Below are 23,384 nucleotides of genomic sequence, written 5' to 3'. Positions count from 1 at the left end.
CGCGCCAGCCTCAGCCCGGCAAGTGTCGGGCCAGGGCGAGGAACTCCTCCGGCGTCAGCGTTTCCGCCCGGCGGGACGGGTCGATGCCGGCCGCTTCGGCCAGCGCCGCACCGCCGAGCGCCTTCAGCGAACCCCGCAGCATTTTCCGCCGCTGGCCGAACGCTGCCGCCGTGACCCTCTCCACCCTGGCCAGCAGCGCGGCCGGCAACTGTTCCTCGCGCGGCACCAGCCTGACGACGGCCGACTCCACCTTGGGCGGCGGTGAGAAAGCGCCCGGCGGCAGCGTCAGCACGATGGCGCCGCGAACCGTCAGCGCCGCCAGTACCGCGAGCCGCCCATAAGCCGCGCTGCCGGGGGCGCGACGATCCGCTCCGCGACCTCGCGCTGGAACATCAGCGTCATCGAGCGGAATTCCGCCGCCTGGTGCAGCCAGCGGAGCAGCATCGCCGTGCCGGCATTATAGGGCAGGTTGGCGACGATCGCCCGCGGTCCGGGCACCAGTGCGGCGAGGTCGATATCGAGCGCATCCCCTTCGATGATCCGCAGCCGTCCCGCATGCGTCGCCGCAAGTTCGGTCACCGCGGCCACCGCGCGCGGATCAAGCTCGATCGCCGTCACACTAGCCGCGTCGCTGGCCAGCAGTGCCCGCGTCAGCCCGCCCGGGCCAGGACCGACCTCGATCGCGTTGGCCCCCTCAAGCGGCCCGGCGAGGCGCACGATCCGCGCCAGCAGGTCGGGGTCGAGCAGGAAATGCTGGCCGAGCGACCGCTTCGCCGAAAGCCCGTGCCGCGCGATCACCTCGCGCAGCGGCGGCATCTCGCTCATGACGCGCTGTGGAAGGTCCGGATCACGGCGTTGCGATGCAGCGTATCCATCAGCCGCTGTGATTCCAGCGAGACCCGCCGGTTGATCAGCATCTCCGCGATCGTCTTGCTGTCCGGCAGGCCGATCTTCACTGTCTGCCGCTTGCAGACCATGACGATGGCGATCCCCTTGCTGGAGACCAGCGGCTGGCTGGCCTGGCCCAGCGGCAGGGTGGAGAGAAGCTGGCGGAATGCCGCCGGGCGAACCGTCGCGAGATCCACCGGACCGGGGTTCGATTTCTGCACGTTTCCCGCCGCCGCGTTCGCCGCCTCGACATCGGCGCAGCTATGCAGCGAACCGCGCACCGCATTTGCGTGCTGCAACACGCCGAGCTGCTGCGCGTTCGGCTGGCCACCGGCGAAGGGGGTGGCGAAGGGCAGGAATGCTTCGCGGATCGAAAGTTCGGTCTTGTCGCCCTCGCCGAATTTGCGGATTCCGAGCTGGTTGACGATTTCGAAGCCGCCCGCCACCCGCACCGGATCGCTGATTGCCCCCACCGGCATCTGCTCGACGATGCGCCGCACTGCCGGATCGAGCAAATCGGGCTCCACCCAGCCGCGGTCGCCGCCGGTCAGTGCGCTCTGCCCCTGGCTGAACTGGGCCGCGACCACCGGGAACGCCGCCCCGCCGCGCAGCTGGCGGATCACCACATCGGCGAAGCGCCGCGCCCCTGCCGTGTCCTGCGGGTTTTCCACCGGGATGAAGATTTCCGCGATATGATATTGCGTTGTGCCGATCTGCTTCTTCATCGCCGCCGCTTCCGCCGCGATGTCTTCCGGTGTGGGCCGCAGGTCGGCGCCGAGCTTCTTGCGCAGCACATCGGTCCAGCCGATCTGGGTGCGGAACTGGTTCACCAGCGTCGAGAGCGGCACGCCGGCGGCGGCCAGTTTCTTCTGCAGGGTGCCGGGCGGCAGATGGTTCGCCGTGTTCACCCGTTGCAGCGCGGTGGCGATCTTGTCTTCAGGCACCACCACCTTGTTCTGCTCGATGGCCTGCAATTGCAGGGCCTGGTCGATCAGCTCGCGGGTAATCTGCGGGCGGAGCCGCCGCAGCGTGTCCGATGCGGTGGGCAGGCCGGCGGAGAGGGCGAAGAGCCGTGTGCGCGCGGCGACATCGGCATTGGTGATCACGGTGCCATTCACCACGGCGGCGATGCTCGCAGTTTGCGCGCGCGCCGGCGCGCCGGGTCCGAGCAGGCCTGCGGCAAGGCCGATCAGGGCCGCGTAAGAGACGAACGATTTCATAGGGCGCTGAATCCGATATTCCCGAGTGTCTTGAGCGTGACGGTGATCAGCAGCGTCGTCGTGCCGTGATCATAGTTGTAGGAGGTGAAGTTGCGGTAGAAATTGAAGCTGACCGCGGTGCACTCGTTCTGCCAGACCGCGCCGATCGAGGCGTTGTCGAACCGGCCAGTGGCGAGGTTGCGCTGAACCCCGGCCGAGATCGACCAGTGCGGCACCAGCGTGGTTGAAACGCCGAGCGTCACTTCTCGCTGCGCCACGAAATACTGTGCCGGCGGCGTGGCGGACTGGGTGAACAGATAATAGGGGTTGGTCGTACTGTAGAAATACCCTGCCGAGGCGCGCAGGCTCGGCGGCCCGAAGGTCGCGTAGCTGTCGATCATCTGGGTGGAGAGGTCGCGGTGCGACAACCGGGTGCGGTAGGTCAGGCTGAGCCAGCGCGCCGGCGCGATCGTCGCGCGCCCCACCACGTCCGAATAGTGCCCGCCAAGCCCGCTCTCCGCCGGGTAAAGCTTCGAGGTTTCGAACGCGTAGGACTGGCCGATCATCCCCTCCGCCGAAGCGCCGCCCGGCAGAATCCAGTTTCCCTGCAGCGCATAGTCGACCCGCGTGCCGCCGGCGAAACGGTCGATGCCGCCGAAGCGCTGCAGGCTGAACAGGTTCGCGTCGGTAAACTGGAAGTCCAGACTGTCCTCGTTCGGAATCGTCGTCGTCTGCCCCAGCCCATAGACCGGCGCCGTCACCAGTTGCACCCGGGGTTCGATGATCTGCGTGCCCCAGCGCCCGGCGTCGCGCTCCAGCGGCCAGGCGAACGACACCGCGCCGATCGGGATCGCCCGCGCGGTCTGCGACGTGGTGAGCGGCGAGTAGTTCGGCTGCAGGTTCAGCTTGTCCGCCGAATACCCGGCGGCGATCAGCCGCAGCCGCGCGTCCACCAGCAGCCCGTCCGGCCCTTGCCGCGGCAGGTCGTAATTCGCGATCATCGCGACGCGCCGCGTCTGCGTGCCGACCTGGCGGAGAATGTTGAAGGCGTTGGCGGTGAGCGAGAACCGCCCGCCCCAGCTGTCGGCCTGCCCGTCATAGCTGTAGCGGGCATAGGGCAGCACGATCGGCAGCCGGTTCTGGCTGATCGAGGCGACCAGGCCCTGATAGGTCTCCGCCTCGATTCGCGCGTACGATCCGCGGCCGAATCCCTCCAGCCAGGCGTTCGACGCGAGGTAGGCGAGGTTGGGCAGATACCGGAAATCGTTGAGATACTGCGCGCTCGACGTACGGTTATAGCTGAAACCGGCTCGCCAGGAGCGGTTGAGGTCGAACGTGCCGTTGGCGAAGATCGAGTCGGAAATCCCACCGCGGTCGGCATAGCGGTCGTGCCCGCCGGAGACATTGATGCTGAGCTTGCCGTCGTTGAAGGCCCGGCGATATTTCAGGTCGAGCACCGGCCCCGCCTTGGTCGCGACGATCGGCACGATCGTCAGGTCCTGGCTCTTGCCGATGTCCCAGAAATACGGTGTGGCGATGAAACTGCCGACATGGGTCGAGCCGCCGAAGCTCGGGATCAGCAGCCCGCTCTGCCGCTTCACCGAAGGGTCGGGCTGGGAGAGATAGGGCAGCCAGAACACCGGCACGCCATAGATCTGGATCTGCGCGTCGTGATACTCGATCACCTTGTGCTGCAGGTCTTCCACCGCCTGGCGGGCGCGGATCTGCCACAGCGGCGGCGCGGTCGGATCGCTCTTGCACAGATTGCAGGTGGAATAGACGGGCTTCGAGAGTTCCTCGATCACCCCGCCATAGCGCCGCGCGCCGTTTGCCACCATGCGGCCGTTCTGCGCCAGGATCGACGCCACATCGTGCAGCACGGCGTTCTTCATGCCTTGCGACAAAGCGGCGTGGCGCGCGAACACCACCGCGCCGTCCGGCTCGATCATCACCACATGGCCGGACGCCACCGCCGTGTCGTGCCGACGGTCGATCTCGATGCGGTCCGCCTGCAGCACGTGGCCATCCTGCCACGCCTCGACATGGCCGGCGGCGACCACGATGCCGGTGCCGTGGTCATAGGAAACCCGGTCGGCCAGAAAGGTGACGGGGGCCGATTTGGAAACCGGCGTCTGCGGCCCGGCGACCAGCGCGCCCATCTGCGCGCGCGCGGCCGTGGCCGCCAGCATCGTGCCGGCAATCCCGATCCCGATGCGTCGGCGCAATCGCGCGCGGCGGCGTTGCTGGGCCTGGTTCATGGTTCAGCCATCCTCCAGATGGAGCAACAAGGCAAGCGCCAGCATCAGCCCGGCGGCGGCCGGCGCCCATGCCGCAAGGCCGACCGGCAGCGCCCCTGATTTGCCGAGCTGGGCCGCCACCTCCGAGAGCATGAACAGCAGGAACCCGCAGCCCACGCCCGCCCCGATCATCTGGATCGCCCCGCCCCGCCGCGATGGTCGCATCGAGAATCCGGCCGCCACGAGCACCATCGTCGCGCAGAGCAGCGGCAGCGCCAGCAGCTGCTGGAACGCGAGTTCATGCGGCGTCGCCGGAAAGCCGGAGCGCCGCAGCAGCCGGATGAAGCCCGGCAGCGCCCAGAACGAGAGAGCGCTCGGGCTGGCGAAGCTCTCCTGCACCCGGCTGGCCGTCAGCGTCGTCGGAATCCGAAGGGCCGGCACCGATCGTGGCGCGCGTTCCGGGGTCAGAATCCGGGCCGCCTCGAACTGCCAGTAGCCGGGCTCGAGCCGCCCGCCCGCCGCCTCGATCCGCTGACGCAGCGTCGTCTGCGCCGAGATCTGCAGCACCGTGACATGGCCGGTGACCAGTACCTTGCCGTGCAGATGCACGCCGCTCGCATGCAGGATCGCGATACCCCCCTTGCCTGCGGCCGGATCGGCCTGGCGCAGCCACAATTGCCCGCCCTGCAGCGAGAGCGGCCCGCCGCCGATCCCGAGATATGATGAATAAAGCGCCTCGGCGCGGGCAAACATCACCGCCGAAATCGGGCTGACCGCCGTGGTGCCGAGCGCGCCGATCAGCGCCGCGGCGGCCACCGGCAGGGCAAGGAACTGCCAGGCCGAGGTGCCGGTCGCCCGCGCGACAACCAGCTCCGAGCTGCGCGTCAGCCGCCAGAAGGCGAAAATTCCGCCGAGCAGCACGGCGAAGGGCAGGATTTTCATGCCGAGCCAGGGCACCCGCAGCACCTCCAGCGCCAGCATCCGCCAGAACGTCGCCTGCGGCTTGTCGGCCGACTGGCGCAGCAGGTCGAGAAAATCGAACAGCGCGCCTACCGCCGTCAGCCCCGCCTGCATCGCGATCACGGCAGCGACGAAGCGCCGGCCGATATAGAGCGAGAGCGTGAGCGGCGGCAGCCAGTTCCGCAGGCGGATCATGCGGCCACCTCGCGCAGCCGCCGCAAGCCCCGCAGCAGCAGCCCGAGCCCGGCCAGCGCCGGCCCAGCGTGACGACGAAAATCAGCGGGATCAGCGCATTCTGCCGCGCCGCGAGCGTTTCGACGCCGAGTTCGACCGCGACCAGCCCCATCACCCCGAACACCGCCGCCACCAGCGCCGCCACCCCGCCCTGCCGGCGGAACGGGCTGCGCAGCACCGCCAGCAGCGCCAGCACCGCGTAGGACAGCACGGCGAAGGGGGCGGCGATCCGCCGCCAGGCTTCTTCCCGCCAGCGCCGCCGCACCTCCGGGGCGATCCGCGCCGCCTCCGGATGGAACAGCTGCGCCATCGTCGCTTCCGAGGTCTTCGGCGCCAGATGCTCGGTGCCGCCGCGCGGCTTGGCGAGGCTGATCAGGTTGCGGTGGAAGCTGAGGATGTTGAGCTGCCCGGTCTTGGGGTCGAGCTGCTCGCGCGAGCCGTCGCGCAGCAGCACCGCCGGGCCGTCCGCGCTTTCGATCAGCCGGCCGCTGCGGGCGAGGATCGTCGCCGGCTCCCCCTTCTGCCGCGCGTCCTGGATGATGATGCCATGCAGTACCTGGTCGGGGTCGCGCCGCTGCACATAAACCGTGACATGTCCCGGAACCGCGGTGAACACGCCGGGTTCCAGCAGGAAGGCGGCGACCTGGTTGCGGATCACCGATTCGAAGCCGGTGAACTGCGCGAGGGTCGAGGGCACCAGCCACAAATTGAGCGCCCAGCAGGCGAGCATGGTCAGCGTTGCCAGCGCCAGCGCCGGCCGCGCGATCGCGGCGTCCGACATGCCGCTCGCGCGCATCACCGTCAGCTCGCGGTCGGCGGCGAGCCGCGCATAGACGAACAGGATCACGATGAAACACGTGATCGGCAGGATCACCGCGACGAAGCTCGGCACCAGCAGCCCGGTCAGATGCAGGAAGACGAACGGCGAAAGCCCGTGCTGGATGATCATCTGGATGAAGCGCAGCGACTGGGTCAGCCACACCAGCGCGACCAGCCCAAGCGTCGAGACCGCCAGCCCGATGAGGAGCTGGCGGAACACGTAGCGGTCCAGCCGGGTCGGGGTCAGCAAGGAGAGCATCGCCGGTCTTTTGGCGGCGCGCCGGGTCAATGGCAAGTTAACGCTGCGTACGCCGTCGCGCCGCGTCCATGATCGCGCGCATCCGGCGGATTGCCTCGGCGAGGCCGACAAATACCGCCTCGCCGACGATGAAATGGCCGATATTCAGCTCCCGTACTTCCGGTAACGCCGCGACCGGCGCGACATTGTCATAGTTCAGCCCGTGCCCGGCATGCACTTCCAGCCCGAGTGCTGCCGCCCGTGCCGCCGCGGCGCGCAGCCGGTCCAGCTCGCCCGGCCGTCCCTCGGCATAGGCGCCGGTATGCAGTTCGACCACCGGCGCGCCCAGCCGCGCCGCCGCTTCCAGCTGCACCGGATCGGGATCGACGAAGAGCGAGACGCGGATGCCCGCCTCGCGCAGCGCCACGATGCGCGGCGCCAGCGACGCGGCCATTCCCGCCACGTCCAGCCCGCCCTCGGTCGTCACCTCCTGGCGCCGTTCCGGCACCAGGCAGCTTGCATGCGGCTTCAGCCCGCAGGCGATGCCGACCATCTCCTCGGTTGCCGCCATCTCCATGTTGAGCGGCACCGAAAGCGCCCGCACGGCGCGCAGATCGGCGTCGCGGATATGCCGCCGGTCCTCGCGCAGATGCAGCGTGATCCCGTCTGCCCCCGCCTCGATGGCGAGGTGCGCGGCGCGGAGCGGGTCGGGTGTGGCGATGCCGCGGGCATTCCGCAATGTGGCCACATGGTCGAGATTGACGCCGAGGCGCAGCGCGCTCATCGCCGCCCCGCCATTTCGCCGGCCAGACGCAGCGCCGCGACCAGGCTCTCTGGCCGCGCCTTTCCGGTCCCCGCGATGTCGAAGGCGGTGCCGTGGTCCGGCGAGGTGCGGATGATGGGCAGGCCGAGGGTGACGTTCACGCCGTTCTCCATGTCGATCGTCTTGAGCGGGATCAGGGCCTGGTCATGATACATGCAAAGCGCCGCGTCGTAACCCGCCCGCGCCGCCGGGGTGAACATCGTGTCCGGCGGCAGCGGCCCGAACGCGTCGATGCCGGATTGCTTCAGCGCGGCGATCGCCGGCGCGATGATGGTCCGCTCCTCGTCGCCCATCGCCCCCGCCTCGCCGGCGTGGGGGTTGAGACCGGCCACCGCGATGCGCGGCGCCGCCACCCCGAAATCCCGCGTCAGCGCCGCCGCCAGCGTCCGCCCGGCGGCGACGATGGCGCCGGTCTCCAGCGTCTCGATCGCCCGCCGCAGCGCCACATGCACCGTCACCGGCACCACCCGCAGGCCGGGGCAGGCCAGCATCATCACCGGCGCCGCGACACCGGTCAGCGCGCCGAGGAACTCGGTATGGCCGGGATGCGGAAATCCCGCCTGATACAGCACCGACTTGGCGATCGGGCAGGTCACCACCGCCGCCGCCTCGCCGGCCAGCGCCAGCCGCGTCGCGGTCTCGATCGCCCCGGTCACCGCCGACGCGTTGCGCGGATCGGGCTGCCCCGGAATCGCCGGCACCGCGAGCTTCACGTCGAGCACCGGCAGCGCTGCGCCGAACCGCGCGGCGGCCTCGCCGATCCGCCCGATCCGCGCCACCTGCACGCCCAACCCCGCCGCCCAGTCGGCATCGCCGATGAGCGCGAACGGTCGCAATCGATCCCGCGCGTCGCGCCACGCGGCGGCGGCGATTTCCCCGCCGATCCCGGCCGGATCGCCCATGGTCAGCGCGATCGGGGCGTCGGTGTTGGCCACAGGCTCAGCCGGTCGGCCAGTCCCCGACCGCGATGCGCGGCATGTCGAACCGCTCCGTGGTCCGGGCATACCAGCCGCCGCCGTGCAGCCGGCCGATCAGATCGAGCTTCGGCGTGTCGATATGGCAGCGCTCCGGGTTCAGCACGGCGTCGTCGCGCACATGCATCGCCTGCACCTGGCCGATCACCAGCGCGCGGTCCGGCCCGAACTCGATCATCGAATGCAGCGTGCACTCCATCGCCACCGGGCTTTCGGCGATGCGCGGCGGGCGGATCTTTTCCGAGGGCAGGGTGGTCAGCCGCGCCTCGGCCAGTTCGTCCACCTCGGGGCCGAATTCGATCGCCGTCACGTTCATCGCCTCGGCATTCTCGTGCGCGACGAGATTGACCACGAACTCCCCGGTCAGCCGGATGTTCTCGCCGGTATCCTTGGGGTCGCCCGGCCGCCGCGCGCCGATGCCAAGGCACAGGATCGGCGGCCCGGCGCCGAACACGTTGAAGAATGAAAAGGGCGCGGCGTTCAGCCGGCCTTCGGGGCTCAGTGTCACCACCCAGGCGATGGGCCGGGGCACCACGGTCGAGGCCAGCAGCTTGTACTGATCCTCGGGTTTCAGCTTGGTCAGGTCGAACAGCATGGACCGATCATCGCTGCTTCCGCCGCCCCTGTCCATGCGGCGGGAGCGCCGCGGATGAAAAACCCCGCGCCTTGCGGCGCGGGGCAGTCGCAGCGTTTCGGGGTCAGGCGGCGACCTTCTCCTGCCCGATCGCCGGTGCGGCGGCCGGGGCGCTGGTGCCGATGGCGATCTTGCGGGGCTTCAGCGCCTCGGGAATCACCCGCTTCAGCGCCACGTGCAGCAGCCCGTTCTCCAGCGCAGCGCCATCGACCACCATGTGATCGGCCAGCACGAAGCGCCGCTCGAAGGCCCGCGAGGCGATGCCGCGATAGAGCATCTCGCCCCGACCGGCGCCTTCGGCGATCCGTCCGGTGATGATGAGGGTATTGTCCTTCACCGTCATGTCGAGATCCTCGGCGCGGAAACCGGCCACCGCCATCGTCAGGCGATAATCCTCGGCGCCGAGCTTCTCGATATTGTAGGGCGGGTAGGCGTTGGCGTTGCCGTCCGGCACGCTGTCGAGCAGTTGCTGCAGCCGGTCGAACCCGATGGCGGTGCGGAACAGCGGCGAAAAATCGAGAGTCATGAGTAACCTCCTCGGTCAAGCAAGGTTCATTGAACCGGGCTGTCCGACGGACCAGCCCGCGATGTCGGAAGAACCCCGAAGGCATCCTTCCTGACTGAGGATAAAGGTATTCGACGTTGCAGCTTCAAGACCCGCGCGCACGCGAAAACGCGCCCGGCCGAAAGCGGCGGGGCGCGTTGCAGGTCTTCCGCGGCGGAAACGCTTACTTCTTGCGGGCGCCGATCCCGGCGAAGCGCTTGTTGAACTTCGCCACCTGGCCCCCGGTGTCGAGCACGCGCTGCTGGCCGGTCCAGGCCGGGTGCGATTTCGGGTCGATATCGAGCCGCAGCGTGTCGCCGGGCTTGCCGTAGCACGAGCGGGTCTTGAACTCGGTGCCATCGGTCATGATGATGTTGATCTCGTGATAATCCGGGTGGATATCGGCTTTCATCGAAACTCTCCTGATTCTGGCCGATGCCGACCGGCCGCGTGACGCGCCCGCTTAGCGGTTTGCGCCGCCGGTGGCAAGTTCAACCCGCCTCTTCCGAAGGACTCCACACCCCATGACCGAACCGACCCGCGAACAGAAATGGGAATCCCGCTACGCCGCCGCCGATGGCTACATCTTCGGCACCGCGCCGAACGCCTTTCTCGCCGCCAATGCCGGGCTGATCGCGCCGGGGCGAAGGTGCTTTCGGTGGCCGACGGCGAAGGCCGCAACAGCGTCTTCCTTGCCGGCAACGGCGCCGATGTCCACGCCGTCGAGGTCTCGCCCACCGCCATTGCCCGCGCGCGCGAACTCGCCGCCCGGCGCGGTGTCCATGTGGCGTTCGAACAGGCCGACCTGCTGCGCTGGGCCTGGCCGGAAGGTGCCTATGACGCGGTGGTGGCGATTTTCGTGCAGTTCGTGACGCCTGAAGAGCGCCCCGCGTTTTTCGGTCGGCTGGTGCGCGCCCTGCGCCCCGGCGGCTTGCTGCTGCTCGCGGGCTACCGGCCCGAGCAGGTCGCCAACCGCACCGGCGGCCCGTCCGATCCGGCGCATTGTTACACCGAGGCTCTGCTTCGTGAATCCTTCGCCGGTCTCGAAATCGAACGGCTCGACAGCTACGATGCGGTGCTCGACGAGGGCCCCGGCCATTCCGGCCCCTCCGCGCTGATCGACCTCGTGGCCAGGGTCAGGCCGGCGGCGTGATCTTCTTCGCCCGGTCGGCGGCCCGCCAGAGATACCAGGCCGCCGTGCTGCGATACGGCGCATAGACCTCGCCGATCGCGGCGAAGGCGCGCGGCTTCGGCTGCGCATCGAGCCCGTGGATCAGCCGGTAGCCCTCGCGCACGCCGAAATCGTCCACCGGAAACACGTCCGGCCGGCCGAGCGTGAAGATCAGCAGCATCTCCACCGTCCAGCGGCCGATCCCGCGCAGGGTGCAGAGCCGCTCGATCAGCGCCGCATCGCTCATCCGCGCCGCGGCCCGCCTCGTCGGCACCGTGCCATCCAGCGTCCGCCGCGCGATGTCGCGCAGTGCCGCCGCCTTCGCGGCCGAGAACCCGCAGCCCCGCAGCGCCTCGTCCGACAGCGACAGCAGGTGCCCCGGCGCCGGCACCGGCGCCGCGGTCAGCGCGCGCAGCCGCCCCAGCATCGCCTCGGCGGCGCGGGCGTGCAGCTGCTGGTGCGCCACCGCCGAGATCAGCGCCTCATAGGGCTCGCGCGCCCGCTCCGGCTTCAGCGTGCAGCGCCCGACCTCGCGGATTAGCGCGCCGAGCACCGGATCGGCGGCGGCAAGATGGGCGCGGGCAAGGCGGCTCATCCGGCGGTCGTCATCGGCGGGCCTGCCCCGCCATCCGCGCCAGGCGCCAGCGCCAGGCGGAAAACCGCCGCGCCAGCCGGCGATTGCCCGCCCGTGCCAGCGCGCCGCGCAGTGCGCGCCGCAGCCGCAGCCGCACGGGCTCGGTCCGCATCAGCACCCAGGCCTTCGCCGCGAACACCGCGTGATGGGCCTGCGCGAACCACCGCACCGACAGCAGGCTCTGCTCGCAGGCCTGATAGATCCAGATCGCCAGCAGCAGCGCGAATCCCTTGACGAACACGGCAACCATTGTCGCGCCCAGCCAGTTGCCCTTCACCAGCAGCACCGTCGCCCAGAACCCGCTCAGATGATCGATCGCCTCGGGGATCAGGAACAGGAACAGCACCACCACCGGCGGCAGGCCCTGAAGGACGCGCCGCAGCCGGGCAATCGGCGGTGCCCGCGAGATCAGGTCGAGCAGCGCCTTCGTGCCGTCCCACACCACCCGTTCGAGAAACTCGACCAGCAAGGCGAGCGGCAGCAGCAGCACGTCCTCGGCCATCCGCCACCGCCGCCGGTGGCGCGCGATCCGGGCGACCCTGTCGTCGATCCTGCTGGACATGACCGAACCCTATCACAACCGCCCCCCGCCCGATAGCGGAACATGGCGGCGCAGCGCCCGGAGCGGTGCCGTCATAACGTTACAATTTTGGCATCAATTGGCCCCATCGCCGCCATACCATCCGTCACAATATCCACCCGACGACATGGGGAAAGACGATGACACCCAGTTTGCGCAGACTCCTTCTGGCGGCCTTCGCGGCGGGCGCGGCCCTGACCCTTGGCGGCTGCGTCTACTATCCGTCGAGCTACGGTTATGGCTATGGCTATTATGCGCCGCCGCCGGTGGTTTATGGCGGAGTCACGATCGGCGGGTGGTGGCATGGCGACGATGATGGCTGGCATCGGGGCTGGCATCACTGATCGCCCTTGCCAAGCCGCCGGGCGGACGCCTATATCCCGTGGTGACGAACAGCGCTCGTAGATGCGGCCCCTGGCCGCCGGCCCTGTTCACCGGCCGGCCGCGCTCTGCGCCGCCACCGCCGGCAGGCGCGTTCCATTCGGGGCGCGCACCCTCTGGGCGGCTCGTCTACGAAGCTTCCTGCCACCCTTGTGCCGCTCCTTCATCCTGAAGGGGCCGCGACGAAAGCGCTGTCTTGACCGATTTTACCACACTCGGCCTTGCCGAGCCCCTGCTGCGCGCCATCCGCGAGCAGTCCTATGAAACCCCCACCCCGATCCAGGCCCGTTCGATCCCGGTGATGCTCGAAGGCCACGATCTGGTCGGCATCGCCCAGACCGGCACCGGCAAGACGGCTGCCTTCGTGCTGCCGATCCTGCACCGGATCGCGGCCAACCGCGCCCGCCCGGCGCCGCGCGCCTGCCGCGCGCTGGTTCTCGCCCCCACCCGCGAGCTTGCCACCCAGATCGCCGATGCCGCCCGCACCTATGGGGCGTTTACCCGCCCGTCGGTCGCCGTCGTCATCGGCGGGGCCAAACCCGGCCCGCAGGCTCGCCGTATGGAAGCGGGTGTCGACCTGCTGGTCGCCACTCCCGGCCGCCTGCTCGACCATGTCGCCGCCGGCGCCATCCGCCTCGACGGGGTTGAAACCGTGGTGCTCGACGAGGCGGATCAGATGCTCGATCTCGGCTTCATCCCGGCGATCCGCCAGATCATGGCGAAGCTGCCCCGCCAGCGCCAGGCGGTGATGTTTTCGGCTACCATGCCGAAGCCGATCCGTGCCCTGGCCGGCGAATTCCTGCGCGACCCGCGCGAGGTCGCCGTCAGCGTCGAATCGAAGCCGGTCGACCGGATCGACCAGCAGGTTCTCCTCCTCGCCCCCGAGGAAAAGAAGGACAAGCTCGCCTGGCTGCTGGCCGATGTCGCGGTCGAGCGCGCCATCGTCTTCACCCGCACCAAGCACGGCGCCGACAAGGTCACCCGCCATCTCGAGGATGCCGGCATCGGCGCCGCCGCGATCCACGGCAACAAGAGCCAGGGCCAGCGCGAGCGCGCGCTCGATCTGTTCCGCTCCGGCCGCATCCGTGTGCTCGTCGCGACCGATATCGCCGCGCGCGGCATCGATGTCGACAATGTCTCGCATGTGGTGAATTTCGAGCTGCCGAACGTGCCGGAATCCTACGTCCACCGCATCGGCCGCACCGCCCGCGCCGGCGCCGAGGGGGTGGCGATCTCGCTGGTCGAGCCGTCCGAACTGCCCTATCTGCGCGATATCGAAACGCTGATCGGCCGCCATCTCGTCCCCGGCGGCGCCCAGCCGGTGCGCGGCCTCGCCCCGCCGCATCTCCTGCGCGCCCGCAACCAGGTTGCCCGCCAGGGGCAGATGCCCAAGCGCCATGCGCCGCCAAAGGCAGCGCATGGCGGCCATGGGCATGGTCATGGCGGCAGTCACGGCAGCGGCCAGGGTCATGGCGGCGGCCATCACGGCAAGCCGGCCCATGCGAATGCCGCCGGAAAGCCGCAGGGGCGCGGCCGCTCAGCCGGCGGCGGCCGGGGGCGTTCGTCCAATCGCGCGGTAAATCGTGTTGCGTGACACCCCGAGCGCGCGCGCCGCGCGGCTGACATTGCCGCCGGCCGCGCGCAGCGCCGCCTCGATCCGCTGCGCCTGAACGTCGCGCAGCACCGAGCGCCCGCCGCCCGAGGCCGCCGTGCCGCCATCCTCGGCCGGCAGCAGGGCGGCGATCGCCGCCTCGCCGATCACCTTGTCACCGCCCAGTGCCGCGCGCGCCAGAAGGTTGCGCAACTCGCGGATATTGCCCGGAAACTCGTGCCGCGCGAGGCGCGCCGCCGCCGCCGTATCCAGCCGTGATCCGGGCGCTATCTGCTCCAGCAGGTGCGCCGCCAGCGGGCGGACGTCGTTGCGGTCCTTCAGCGCCGGCAGGGTGATCTCGGCAATCGCCAGGCGATAGTAGAGATCGGCGCGGAATCGCCCGGCCGCCACCGCGGCGGCCAGATCCACATTGGTCGCCGTCAGCAGCAGCACATCGACCAGCCGCGGCGCCCCGCCGCCCACCGCCCGCACCGAGAAATCGTCGAGAAAGCGCAGCAGCGCCGCCTGCAAGGGCAGCGGCAGGTCGCCGATTTCATCGAGAAACAGCGTCCCGCCATCCGCCTCCACCGCCAGCCCGTTCGCCCCGCCGCGCCGCGCGCCGGTGAACGCGCCCTCGACATGGCCGAACAACTCGGCGGCGATCAGATCCGGCGGGATCGCTGCGCAGTTCACCGCGACGAACCGGCCGTTCCGCCCCGAGGCGCGGTGGGCGTAGCGCGCGGCCACTTCCTTGCCCGTGCCGGTCGCCCCGCGGATCAGCACCGGCATGCCGCGCACCGCCGCCCGTGCCGCCATGTCGAGCGCCGCCCGCGCCGCCGGGTCGTCCGCGACGACCGCATCCATCGCCGATGCTTCCGGTGCCCGGGCGAGCGCGCGCGGCCGCGCCGCCGCCTCCGGCTGGTCGAGCCGCGCGTGCAGCAGCCGCCCGGAGCGGTCGGTCAGCGTGCCGAGCGTCCCCGGCCGGAGTTCGCCGGGTGCGAACAGCGCGCCGAACGCGGCCCCCACGGGTTCGGCCAGCCCGGCCAGGATGAACCGCGCCTGGTCGTTCGCCGCCACCACGCGGTCCGCGGCGTCGAGCGCCAGAAGCCCGGCATAGGCGGTGTCGATGAACTCGGCCCGGCCGTGGAACGCCAGCAGCCGCTTGCCGGCCAGCCGCGCGCGGAACAGCCGCGCCTCGATCTCGGCCGCGGCCAGCGCCACGATGGCCCGGGCGTTGGGCGCGTAGGATTCGCTGAAGCAGGTTGCATCCAGCACCCCTGCCAGCGTCCGGTCCGGCAGGAAGATGGGGGCTGCGATGCAGGTCAGCCGCTGGTGATGGGTGAAGAAGTGCTCGGCGCCGCGCACCACCATGCGCTGGCGGGCCTCGCTCGCGGTGCCGAGCGCGTTGGTGCCCGCCATCGCCTCCTGCCACACGGTTCCGGGAACGATGCCGAAGGCCTCGATATCGGTGCGCCGCCCCTCGCTCGCCAGCGCGTCGAGCAGTACGCCCTCCGGATCGGCGAAGGCAAGCATGAAACTGTCGCGCCCGAGCTGGCGCTGGAGGGTCTGCATTTCCGCCCGGGCCAGCCGCCGCACGGTCTCGTGCGCGGCGCGGTGGCGTTCCAGCATATGCCGTTCGATCCGCTCGACCGGCGGTGGATGGTGCGGCTCGAGCCCTGCATCGAGGCAGCGCCGCCAGCTCGCGGCGATGGGTGCGGCCAGCAGCCCGGCCGGGATCGCCCGGCCGAGTTCCAGCAACGAGCGCGCCTGGGCAAGGCGAGAGTCGGTGGCACGATGCGCCAGCATGTTTCCTCCGAACGCTTTTTGTCCCTCTGCCGGGCTGGCCATTTCCGCCGCTCCGGCGAAGTCTTTTATCTTTGTTCAACTTATACGCAGGCGGGCCGCAACGGAACACATGTTTTGTATCGCTGTTGCGGAATGGAGCAGCCGCACCGGGCCCGAAGCCCTCTCCGGCCGCCAAAACCAGCCAATCCCGCGGCTGGCACGATCGATGCAGCACTCGTCTCACCAGAACAGGGGGACCCCGCGCCATGAAAGCCGCCGTGCTGCACGGATATGACGAAAAGCTCACCGCACCCGACTTCGTCACCTACGAGGACGTGCCCGAACCGCAGATCCGCAACCCGACCGACGTGATCGTGCGTATCGGCGGCGCCGGCGTCTGCCGGACCGACCTGCACATCATCGAGGGCGTCTGGCGCTCGAAGGTCGATCTCCAGTTTCCGCACATCATGGGCCACGAGAACGCCGGCTGGATCGAGGAGGTCGGCGCCGCCGTCACTCACCTGAAAAAGGGCGACCCGGTGATCTGCCATCCGCTGATCACCTCCGGCCATTGCCTCGCCTGCCGCCGCGGCGACGACATGCACGCCGAGGAAAGTGAATTCCCCGGCATCAACTGCAATGGCGGCTATGCCGAGCTGCTGCGCACCGGCGTGCGCTCCATCATCAAGCTGCCGAAATCGCTCTCGCCGAAGGACGTCGCTCCGCATACCGATGCCGGGCTGACCGCCTATCGCGCCGCGAAGAAGGCCTCGCGCCACCTGCTGCCCGGCCAGTTCGCGGTGGTGATCGGCGCTGGTGGCCTCGGCCATATCGGCATCCAGGTGCTGCGCGCGATGTGCGCCGCCCAGATCATCATCGTCGACCGCGCCGACATGGCGCTGCATCTCGCCCAGGAATGCGGCGCCGATTTTGCGGTGAAGGCGGACGGCTCCGAGCTCGACGAGGTGATGCGCCTGACCCGCGGCAAGGGGGCGGAAGCGGTGATCGACTTCGTCGGCGAGGGCGACGCCGTGGCGAAAGGCCTCGCGATGACCCGCGACGGCGGCTACTATTACATCGTCGGCTATGGCGGGAAGATCGACATTCCCACCATCGACATGATCACCTCGGAAAAGACCATCGTCGGCAACCTCGTCGGCACCTATCCCGAGCTGATCGAGCTGATGGCGCTCGCCGACCAGGGCAAGGTCACCCTCGCCACCCGCGAATACCGGCTCGACGAGGCGAACACCGCCCTGCACGACCTGCATCACGGCAAGGTCCGCGGCCGCGCCGTGCTGATTCCCTGAACGAAGCGAAAAAACCGCGCTCGAACGTCCAACGTCAAGGAAGGAAACGAACCCAGTGTATACTACCAAAGACGGCGAAGAGATCTTCATCATCGACGGCCACGTCCATCTCTGGGATGCCAGCCCCGAGAACATCAAGAACATTCACGGCAAGCAATTCATCGACTGCTTTTATGGGTATCACGCCTCGCTCTCCCCGCCGGAGCAGCTCTGGACGCCGGAGAAATTCGCCAAATACGGCGCCGAGCAGATGGTGCAGGACCTGTTCATCGACGGGCCGGACGACATGGCGATCTTCCAGCCCACCTATCTCAAGGATTTCTACAAGACCGGCTTCAACACGCTCGAACAGAACGCGGTGCTGAAAACCCGCTACCCCGACCGCTTCATCCTCAACGGCGCCTTCGATCCGCGCGACGGCGAGGGCGGGCTTGAAGCCCTCGAAGCCATGGCCGAGATCCACAAGATCAAGGGGGTGAAGCTCTACACCGCTGAATGGAAGGGTGACAGCCGCGGCTACAAGCTCTCCGATCCCGCCGCCTACAAGTATTTTGAACGCTGCGAGAAGCTCGGGATCAAGAATATCCACGTCCACAAGGGCCCGACCATCATCCCGCTCGACCGCGATGCCTTCGACGTCGCCGATATCGACCATTGCGCCACCGACTTCCCCAACCTCAACTTCATCGTCGAGCATTGCGGCCTGCCGCGCCTCGATGATTTCTGCTGGATCGCGGTGCAGGAAAGCAACGTCTATGGCGGCCTCGCCGTGGTGCTGCCCTTCATCCACTCGCGCCCCGGCTATTTCGCCAAGGTGATGTCCGAACTGCTGTTCTGGCTCGGCGAGGACCGCATCCTGTTCGGCTCCGATTACGGAATCTGGACGCCGCGCTGGCTGGTCGAGCGCTTCATGAGCTTCGAGATCCCCGACGAGCTGGCGAAGGAGACCGGCAAGCAGCTCACGCTCGAGGGCAAGAAGAAGATCCTCGGCGAAAACGCCGCCCGGATCTACGGTGTCGACATCGCCGCCCAGAAGGCCAAGCTCGGCCGGATGGCGCCGGTGGCCGCGTGATGTCAAGGCTGGAGGCGCGCACCGCGGAGGTGCGCGCCGCTCTCGATCAGGTGACCGACCCGGAACTTGACGAGAGCGTGGTCGAGCTCGGCTTCGTCACCGGTATCGACATCGCGGAAGACGGCGCCGTCAGCGTCGGCTTCCGCCTGCCGACCTACTGGTGCGCCGCCAATTTCTCCTATCTCATGGCCGCCGACATGCGCGATGCCGTCGCCGCCCTGCCCTGGGTCACGCACGCCGATGTCCGGCTCGACGAGCACATGTTCATCGACGAGATCAACAACGGCGTCGCCGCCGGTAAGGATTTCGCCGATGCCTTCCCGCAGGAGGCGGGCGAGAACCTCGCCGGCATCCGCCGGCATTTCGGCCTGAAATCCTTCGAGCGCCGGCAGGAGGCGCTGCTCCGCCACCTGCTCGCCGCCGGCCACGATGCGCAAGCCTTCCTCGATCTCACGGTAGAGGGCCTTGAACGCCTGGCGCTGGACGGGGAGGGGGCCGCCCTGCGCGCCCGCTACCTCGCCCGCCGCCTGCTCGCCGGTGGCGGGGATCTCGCTTTCGTCACCAGCGCCGGCGAGCGGATCATGCACGAAACGCTGAGCGTCTATCTGCGCCACATCCGCCGCGTCGGGCTCAACGCCGAATTCAACGGCGCGCTCTGCCGCGGCCTGCTCGCCGCCCGCTATGGCGAGGCGCCGTCAACCCTGCCGGAAGACCCGGGCCTGGCCGACTTCATCCGCCAGAGCGTCGCCGGCGGCGATCAGACCGCCCGGCCGTAATAGATGGCCGAAACGTGCGTCGCCTCGGCGAAGAACAGCCAGCGCTCGGCGAACAGGCCGATGCCGGCGAGGAGCGCGGCCAGTGGCGCCGCCACCGCCGGCATCGCCCCCGCCAGCGCGAGAGCGGCCAGCACCGCGGGTGCGGCGAAGGCGAGAACCAGAACGATCCGCCGCAGCCGCGCGGCGTGCCGCCGGGCGATCTGGTAGCCCATCTCCCGCAGCACGTAGTTCTCGGTGAAATGCGGCCGGTCGAGCGCCCGCACCGTGCCGAACTCGGCGAGCCCGGTGGCCGAGGCGAGGGTCGCGAGCGGCCCCTGAGCGTCGATGAAGCGCCAGTAGGCCGCCTTCGCCACGCCCGCGCCGATCGCGAACACCACGACCAGCGCCGAGGCCGCCGCCGCTGCCCCGGTCCACACCCCGAGCAGGGCCGCCAGCAGCAGCGCGCCGGAGAACGCGGCGAACATCAGATACAGCGGTGCGGTGAAGCGGTTGTGCCACTGGCGGATCGGCTTCAGGCAGGCATAGATCATCGCGGTGCAGAACACCGTCCCCAGCGCCATCGCCGCCGCCACCAGCCCGAGGGCGATGGTCAGCCTCGCGCCCGCGCCCAGCGCCGCCCATGACGCCGCGAAGCCCAGCGCCGGCAGGTTGGTCGCCACCGCCGTCACCCCCTCGCGCGACAGCCACGACGACCGCCACTGGCTGAACGCCCGCCAGGCGCGTTCCTTCCGCCCGAGATGCAGCGTCGAGGCGACCAGCCCAGCGCCGGCGAAGCCGAGCGCGATCACCACCGCCACCGGCCCGAACCACGGGCTCTCCGGCAGCGCCCCGGCGGCGCAGAAAATCCCGAGCCAGGCCAGCAGCCCGTAGCCGAAGCCGGTGAGGGTGGTCAGCAGCAGGACCGAACTTGCCGGGGTCATCGCGAAAGCACCTTGTCCACGAGGGCGAGCAGCGCGCCGCCCAGCCCGCCCGGCGCCGATGCCGGCATCTCCACCGGCCGCGTCTCGATGCGGGTCTGCCGCGGCGGCAGATATTTGTTGGTCGGCCGGTAGCCCAGCTCCGCCAGCAGATCGACGCCGCCGCGCTCCGCCACCAGTTTCGACACCCGGCTCTCGGGGTCGGCCAGATCGCCGAAATGCCGCGCCCGCGACGGGCAGGTCGCCACACAGGCCGGCTCGCGCTCCGCCTCGGGCAGCGACTCGTTATAGATCCGGTCGATGCAGAGGGTGCATTTCTTCATCACCCCGTCATGCTCGTCGAATTCCCGCGCGCCATAGGGGCAGGCCCAGGAACACAGCTTGCAGCCGATGCAGATATCCGTGTTCACCAGCACGATGCCGTCCTCGGCCCGCTTGTAGGAGGCGCCGGTCGGGCAGACGGTGACGCAGAGCGGATTTTCGCAATGCAGGCACGAGCGCGGGAAATTCACCGTCTTGCCGCACCCCCCGCTGCCCGTTGCCTCGTAGGAATGGATGCGGTTGAACCACACCCCGTCCGGGTCCGCGCCATGCGGATCGTAATCCGGCAGCGGCGCGTGGTGCCCCCCGGTGTTCCATTCCTTGCAGTTCACCGCGCAGGCATGGCAGCCGACACAGGTATCGAGATCGATCACGAGGCCGAGCCGCCTCGCACCCGGCTCACTCTGCGGCAGCGATGTCATCGCCCGGCTCCCTTCGTCGTCAACGCCACCGGGGCCATCCGCGGCTGGGTTTCCGCGATCGTCTCCGGCTCGCATTTCTCAAGCCTCACGGTAAGGTCGAACCACGCCGCCTGTCCGGTCACCGGGTCGGAATTCGACAGCCGCGCCCCGTCATCCCCCGCCGGCAGATATTCCGAGATCACGTGGTTGAGCAGGAAGCCGCGCACCGCCTCCGGCGCGTCCTGCGCCAGCGCCACCGCCCCGCTGCGCCGGCCGATCGCGTTCCACGTCCACACCGTGTGCGGGTTCACCCCGTCCATGATGCGGATCTGGCATTTCAGCCGCCCGGTGCGCGAGACCACCTCGACCCAGTCGTCATCCTCCAGCCCCTGTGCGGCGGCGAGGTCGCGATGCACGTAGAGCCGGTTTTCCGAATGGATCTGCCGCAGCCACGCATTGTGCGATCCCCATGAATGATACATCGACATCGGCCGCTGCGTGATCGCGTGGATCGGAAACCGTTTCATATCCGTCATGGTCTGCTCGATCGGTTCGTACCAGATCGGCAGCGGGTCCATGAACCGGGCGATGCGCGCGCGCAGCCGCTCCGGCGGCCGCACCGCCCCGTGCCCCTCGGCGGCGAGGCGGAATTTCTGCAGGTGCTCGCTGTAGAGATTGAGAACGATCTGGCTGTCGTCGTCGATCAGCCCCATGTCCTTCGCGCCGGTGAGATAGGCCCGGTTCGCGTGCTTGTAATAAAGCTGCTCCAGCGGCAGGTCGTAACGCGCGAACCCCTTGTTGGCGATGTAGCGGGAAATCTGCTCGGGGTTCGGCTCGCCCCGGCCGAACGCGGTCCCGTCCGCCCCGCGGAATCCGGCCAGCGGCCCCACCCCCGGCTTGCGCTGGTGGCGCACCATGTAATCGGCATAGGAATTGTAGAGCGTCTTGCCCGGCGCCTCGGCGAAATCCGGCAGGCCGAGCCGCCCGGCAAGGTCGATCAGCACGTCCTGGAACGGCCGCACGTCGCGGTCCGGCTTGAGCACCGGCACGCGGATCGCATCCGCCGGCCCGTGCGCCGAGCCGATCGGCCGGTCGAGCAGCGAAATGCAGTCATAGCGTTCGAGATAGGTCGTGTCCGGCAGCACCAGGTCGGCATAGGCGACCGTTTCGGATTCGAACGCATCGGCGACGATCACGAACGGAATCCGATACTCGCCGTCCTCGTCGCGGTCCGTCAGCATCCGCGTCGTCTCGCCGGGGTTCATCGCCGAGTTCCACGCCATGTTCGCCATGTAGAGGAACAGCGTGTCCACCCGCGCCCGCCCGGCCGCATGCGCCTCGGCGATCGCCATGTGCATCATGCCGTGAATGCCGAGCGGCGCCTCCCACGAGAACGCCCGGTCGAGCCGCAGCGGCTCGCCCGCGTCATCCACCAGCAGGTCGTCCGGCGAGGTCGGAAAGCCGAGCACGTTGCCGGTCAGCGCACCGCGCCCGTCATGCGCCCGCCCCGCCGGGCCCGGTCCGGGCGGAATCGGCTTCGGGTGCGGCGACTTGTAGCGCCACGACCCCGGCGTATCGACGGCGCCGATCAGCATCTGCAGCACATGCAGCGCCCGGCAGGTGTGGAACCCGTTGGAATGCGCCGAAATCCCGCGCATCGCGTGCATCGCCACCGGCCGCCCGGTCATCGTCTCGTGCCTGCGCCCGTCGGTGTCGGTCCAGGCCTGCTCGATCGTCACCGGCTGGCGGAACGCGATCTCGGCAATCTCGGCGGCCAGCCGACGGATCGTCGTCGCAGCCACGCCGCAGCGTGCTTCCACCGCCTCCGGCGCGTACTCCGCCGCCGTATAACGCTCCGCCAGAATGGCGAATGACGGCCGCGCGCTCCGCCCGTCGGGGAGCGTGAACGTCCCGAGCAGCGCGGGGTCGGTGCCGGTCGCATCCGCCCGCGCCAGCGCGCCCGCCTTGCGGTCGAAGGCCAGCGCCGCGCCGTCCGAGCCGCGCGCGAACAGCCCGTGATCGGCCGCGCCCGGCGCGTCGATCACCAGGTGATGCGCGTTGGTGTAACGGACCAGGAACGCGGTATCGACCGCCCCCTCCGCCAGCAGACAGTGGATCAGCGCCATGATGAACAGCCCGTCGGTCCCCGGCGTGATGCCGACGAACTCGTCGGCGATCGCCGAATACCCGGTCCGCACGGGGTTAACCGAAACGATCTTCGCGCCCCGCTCTTTCAGCTTGGCGAGGCCGAGCTTGATCGGGTTGGAATCGTGGTCCTCCGCCACGCCGAACAGCAGGAACAGCTTCGCATGGTTCCAGTCCGGCTCGCCGAATTCCCAGAATGCGCCGCCCACCGAATAGAGTCCGGCGGCCGCCATGTTGACCGAGCAGAACCCGCCATGGGCGGCGAAGTTCATCGTCCCGAACATCCGCGCGAAATGCCCGGTCAGCGATTGCGACTGGTCGCGCCCGGTAAAGAAGGCGAGGCGGTGCGGATCGCTGGCGCGGATGCCCGCGAGCCGCGCCGTCACGATCGCCATCGCCTCGTCCCAGCCGATTTCCTCGAACTCGCCCGCCCCGCGCGGGCCCACCCGCTTCAGCGGTGCGCGCAGCCGCGCCGGCGAGGTGGCCGACATGATCCCCGCCGACCCCTTGGCGCAGAGCACGCCGCGATTGATCGGATGGTCGCGGTTGCCCTCGATGTAGCGCAGCTTCCCGTCCCTGAGATGGACCTTGATGCCGCAGCGGCAGGCGCACATGTAGCAGGTGGTGTGGGCCACCTCGTCGCCGACCGGCGCGTGATAGGCAATCCTGTCTTCGGGCATGGCAATTCTCCGCCCGAATTTATGATCCCCCGCGCCGATTCAGGCCATCGTCCCTGACCGATCCGTTTGA

The 23,384-nt window shown here is 69.1% G+C and carries 20 protein-coding genes and 2 pseudogenes; 6 read left to right on the top strand and 16 right to left on the bottom strand.

Annotated elements, in window-relative coordinates; all coding sequences use genetic code 11:
• Positions 1 to 10: 10 nt before the first annotated feature.
• From rsmA to rpmE, 10 genes and pseudogenes are all read right to left on the bottom strand, one after another.
• Positions 11 to 825: pseudogene (rsmA, locus tag ACIDOCELLA78_RS000000101785) on the bottom strand (16S rRNA (adenine(1518)-N(6)/adenine(1519)-N(6))-dimethyltransferase RsmA).
• On the bottom strand, positions 822 to 2,108 hold the full coding sequence (locus ACIDOCELLA78_RS000000101780; protein ID WP_201728134.1) for a peptidylprolyl isomerase: 1,287 nt from the start codon (positions 2,106 to 2,108) through the stop codon (positions 822 to 824). Before ACIDOCELLA78_RS000000101780 ends, rsmA begins: the two are co-directional and overlap by 4 nt.
• Positions 2,105 to 4,345 (bottom strand): LPS-assembly protein LptD, encoded by a 2,241-nt coding sequence (locus ACIDOCELLA78_RS000000101775; protein WP_201728133.1) that lies wholly within the window; start codon positions 4,343 to 4,345, stop codon positions 2,105 to 2,107. Before ACIDOCELLA78_RS000000101775 ends, ACIDOCELLA78_RS000000101780 begins: the two co-directional genes overlap by 4 nt.
• 3 nt (positions 4,346 to 4,348) lie before the next feature.
• A complete protein-coding gene (lptG, locus tag ACIDOCELLA78_RS000000101770; protein ID WP_201728132.1) occupies positions 4,349 to 5,479 on the bottom strand; it encodes an LPS export ABC transporter permease LptG in 1,131 nt (376 codons plus the stop codon).
• A gap of 124 nt (positions 5,480 to 5,603) precedes the next feature.
• Positions 5,604 to 6,596, bottom strand: a pseudogene (lptF, locus tag ACIDOCELLA78_RS000000101765) (LPS export ABC transporter permease LptF); the annotation flags it as partial.
• A 37-nt stretch (positions 6,597 to 6,633) separates the two neighbouring features.
• Positions 6,634 to 7,359, bottom strand: a complete 726-nt coding sequence (locus ACIDOCELLA78_RS000000101760) for a pyridoxine 5'-phosphate synthase (protein WP_201728131.1) — start codon at positions 7,357 to 7,359, stop codon at positions 6,634 to 6,636.
• A complete protein-coding gene (pdxA, locus tag ACIDOCELLA78_RS000000101755) occupies positions 7,356 to 8,333 on the bottom strand; it encodes a 4-hydroxythreonine-4-phosphate dehydrogenase PdxA (protein WP_201728130.1) in 978 nt (325 codons plus the stop codon). The genes ACIDOCELLA78_RS000000101760 and pdxA overlap by 4 nt, the downstream gene beginning before the upstream one ends.
• Positions 8,334 to 8,337: 4 nt before the next feature.
• On the bottom strand, positions 8,338 to 8,967 hold the full coding sequence (locus ACIDOCELLA78_RS000000101750; protein ID WP_201728129.1) for a flavin reductase family protein: 630 nt from the start codon (positions 8,965 to 8,967) through the stop codon (positions 8,338 to 8,340).
• A gap of 103 nt (positions 8,968 to 9,070) precedes the next feature.
• Entirely contained in the window at positions 9,071 to 9,532 is a 462-nt protein-coding gene (locus ACIDOCELLA78_RS000000101745) for an Hsp20 family protein (RefSeq protein WP_201728128.1), read from the bottom strand.
• A 202-nt stretch (positions 9,533 to 9,734) separates the two neighbouring features.
• A complete protein-coding gene (rpmE, locus tag ACIDOCELLA78_RS000000101740; protein WP_201728127.1) occupies positions 9,735 to 9,962 on the bottom strand; it encodes a 50S ribosomal protein L31 in 228 nt (75 codons plus the stop codon).
• 138 nt (positions 9,963 to 10,100) lie between these two features.
• On the opposite strand from rpmE, the gene ACIDOCELLA78_RS000000101735 reads away from it, so the two are divergent.
• Positions 10,101 to 10,703, top strand: coding sequence for a bifunctional 2-polyprenyl-6-hydroxyphenol methylase/3-demethylubiquinol 3-O-methyltransferase UbiG (locus tag ACIDOCELLA78_RS000000101735; RefSeq protein ID WP_249675325.1), 603 nt, complete (start codon positions 10,101 to 10,103; stop codon positions 10,701 to 10,703).
• Here ACIDOCELLA78_RS000000101735 and ACIDOCELLA78_RS000000101730 read toward each other — a convergent pair.
• The gene (locus ACIDOCELLA78_RS000000101730) at positions 10,687 to 11,316 is read right to left on the bottom strand and encodes a DNA-3-methyladenine glycosylase (RefSeq protein WP_201728126.1); all 630 of its coding nucleotides are present in this window, start codon (positions 11,314 to 11,316) and stop codon (positions 10,687 to 10,689) included. The genes ACIDOCELLA78_RS000000101735 and ACIDOCELLA78_RS000000101730 overlap by 17 nt on opposite strands.
• Positions 11,317 to 11,326: 10 nt before the next feature.
• The gene (locus ACIDOCELLA78_RS000000101725) at positions 11,327 to 11,917 is read right to left on the bottom strand and encodes a hypothetical protein (protein WP_201728125.1); all 591 of its coding nucleotides are present in this window, start codon (positions 11,915 to 11,917) and stop codon (positions 11,327 to 11,329) included.
• 158 nt (positions 11,918 to 12,075) lie between these two features.
• On the opposite strand from ACIDOCELLA78_RS000000101725, the gene ACIDOCELLA78_RS000000101720 reads away from it, so the two are divergent.
• Both ACIDOCELLA78_RS000000101720 and ACIDOCELLA78_RS000000101715 read left to right on the top strand, forming a co-directional pair.
• Entirely contained in the window at positions 12,076 to 12,279 is a 204-nt protein-coding gene (locus ACIDOCELLA78_RS000000101720) for a hypothetical protein (protein WP_201728124.1), read from the top strand.
• A gap of 233 nt (positions 12,280 to 12,512) precedes the next feature.
• On the top strand, positions 12,513 to 13,910 hold the full coding sequence (locus ACIDOCELLA78_RS000000101715; RefSeq protein WP_201728123.1) for a DEAD/DEAH box helicase: 1,398 nt from the start codon (positions 12,513 to 12,515) through the stop codon (positions 13,908 to 13,910).
• Here the strand turns inward: ACIDOCELLA78_RS000000101715 and ACIDOCELLA78_RS000000101710 are convergent.
• Positions 13,854 to 15,713, bottom strand: a complete 1,860-nt coding sequence (locus tag ACIDOCELLA78_RS000000101710; protein WP_201728122.1) for a sigma-54-dependent Fis family transcriptional regulator — start codon at positions 15,711 to 15,713, stop codon at positions 13,854 to 13,856. The genes ACIDOCELLA78_RS000000101715 and ACIDOCELLA78_RS000000101710 overlap by 57 nt on opposite strands.
• Before the next feature lie 245 nt (positions 15,714 to 15,958).
• On the opposite strand from ACIDOCELLA78_RS000000101710, the gene ACIDOCELLA78_RS000000101705 reads away from it, so the two are divergent.
• Genes ACIDOCELLA78_RS000000101705 through ACIDOCELLA78_RS000000101695 form a run of 3 tightly spaced genes read left to right on the top strand, consistent with a single transcriptional unit; the run spans position 15,959 to position 18,850 of the window.
• Positions 15,959 to 17,002 carry an NAD(P)-dependent alcohol dehydrogenase gene (locus ACIDOCELLA78_RS000000101705; RefSeq protein WP_201728121.1) on the top strand — a complete coding sequence of 348 codons (1,044 nt, stop codon included), beginning with the start codon at positions 15,959 to 15,961 and terminating at the stop codon, positions 17,000 to 17,002.
• A 55-nt stretch (positions 17,003 to 17,057) separates the two neighbouring features.
• Complete coding sequence (locus ACIDOCELLA78_RS000000101700; protein WP_201728120.1) at positions 17,058 to 18,074, top strand: amidohydrolase family protein; 1,017 nt, start codon at positions 17,058 to 17,060, stop codon at positions 18,072 to 18,074.
• Positions 18,074 to 18,850, top strand: coding sequence for a metal-sulfur cluster assembly factor (locus ACIDOCELLA78_RS000000101695; RefSeq protein WP_201728144.1), 777 nt, complete (start codon positions 18,074 to 18,076; stop codon positions 18,848 to 18,850). The genes ACIDOCELLA78_RS000000101700 and ACIDOCELLA78_RS000000101695 overlap by 1 nt, the downstream gene beginning before the upstream one ends.
• Here the strand turns inward: ACIDOCELLA78_RS000000101695 and ACIDOCELLA78_RS000000101690 are convergent.
• From ACIDOCELLA78_RS000000101690 to ACIDOCELLA78_RS000000101680, 3 genes are read right to left on the bottom strand one after another with little or no spacing between them, the layout of a single operon-like run.
• The gene (locus ACIDOCELLA78_RS000000101690; protein WP_201728119.1) at positions 18,832 to 19,770 is read right to left on the bottom strand and encodes a DmsC/YnfH family molybdoenzyme membrane anchor subunit; all 939 of its coding nucleotides are present in this window, start codon (positions 19,768 to 19,770) and stop codon (positions 18,832 to 18,834) included. The genes ACIDOCELLA78_RS000000101695 and ACIDOCELLA78_RS000000101690 overlap by 19 nt on opposite strands.
• Positions 19,767 to 20,510 (bottom strand): 4Fe-4S dicluster domain-containing protein, encoded by a 744-nt coding sequence (locus ACIDOCELLA78_RS000000101685; protein ID WP_201728118.1) that lies wholly within the window; start codon positions 20,508 to 20,510, stop codon positions 19,767 to 19,769. Before ACIDOCELLA78_RS000000101685 ends, ACIDOCELLA78_RS000000101690 begins: the two co-directional genes overlap by 4 nt.
• The gene (locus tag ACIDOCELLA78_RS000000101680) at positions 20,507 to 23,314 is read right to left on the bottom strand and encodes a molybdopterin oxidoreductase family protein (protein ID WP_201728117.1); all 2,808 of its coding nucleotides are present in this window, start codon (positions 23,312 to 23,314) and stop codon (positions 20,507 to 20,509) included. The genes ACIDOCELLA78_RS000000101685 and ACIDOCELLA78_RS000000101680 overlap by 4 nt, the downstream gene beginning before the upstream one ends.
• Between the last annotated feature and the right edge of the window lie 70 nt (positions 23,315 to 23,384).

Source organism: Acidocella sp. C78, from assembly GCF_907164655.1.
The sequence above is the reverse complement of the archived record's forward strand: the minus strand, read 5'-3'. Positions and strand labels throughout refer to the sequence as shown.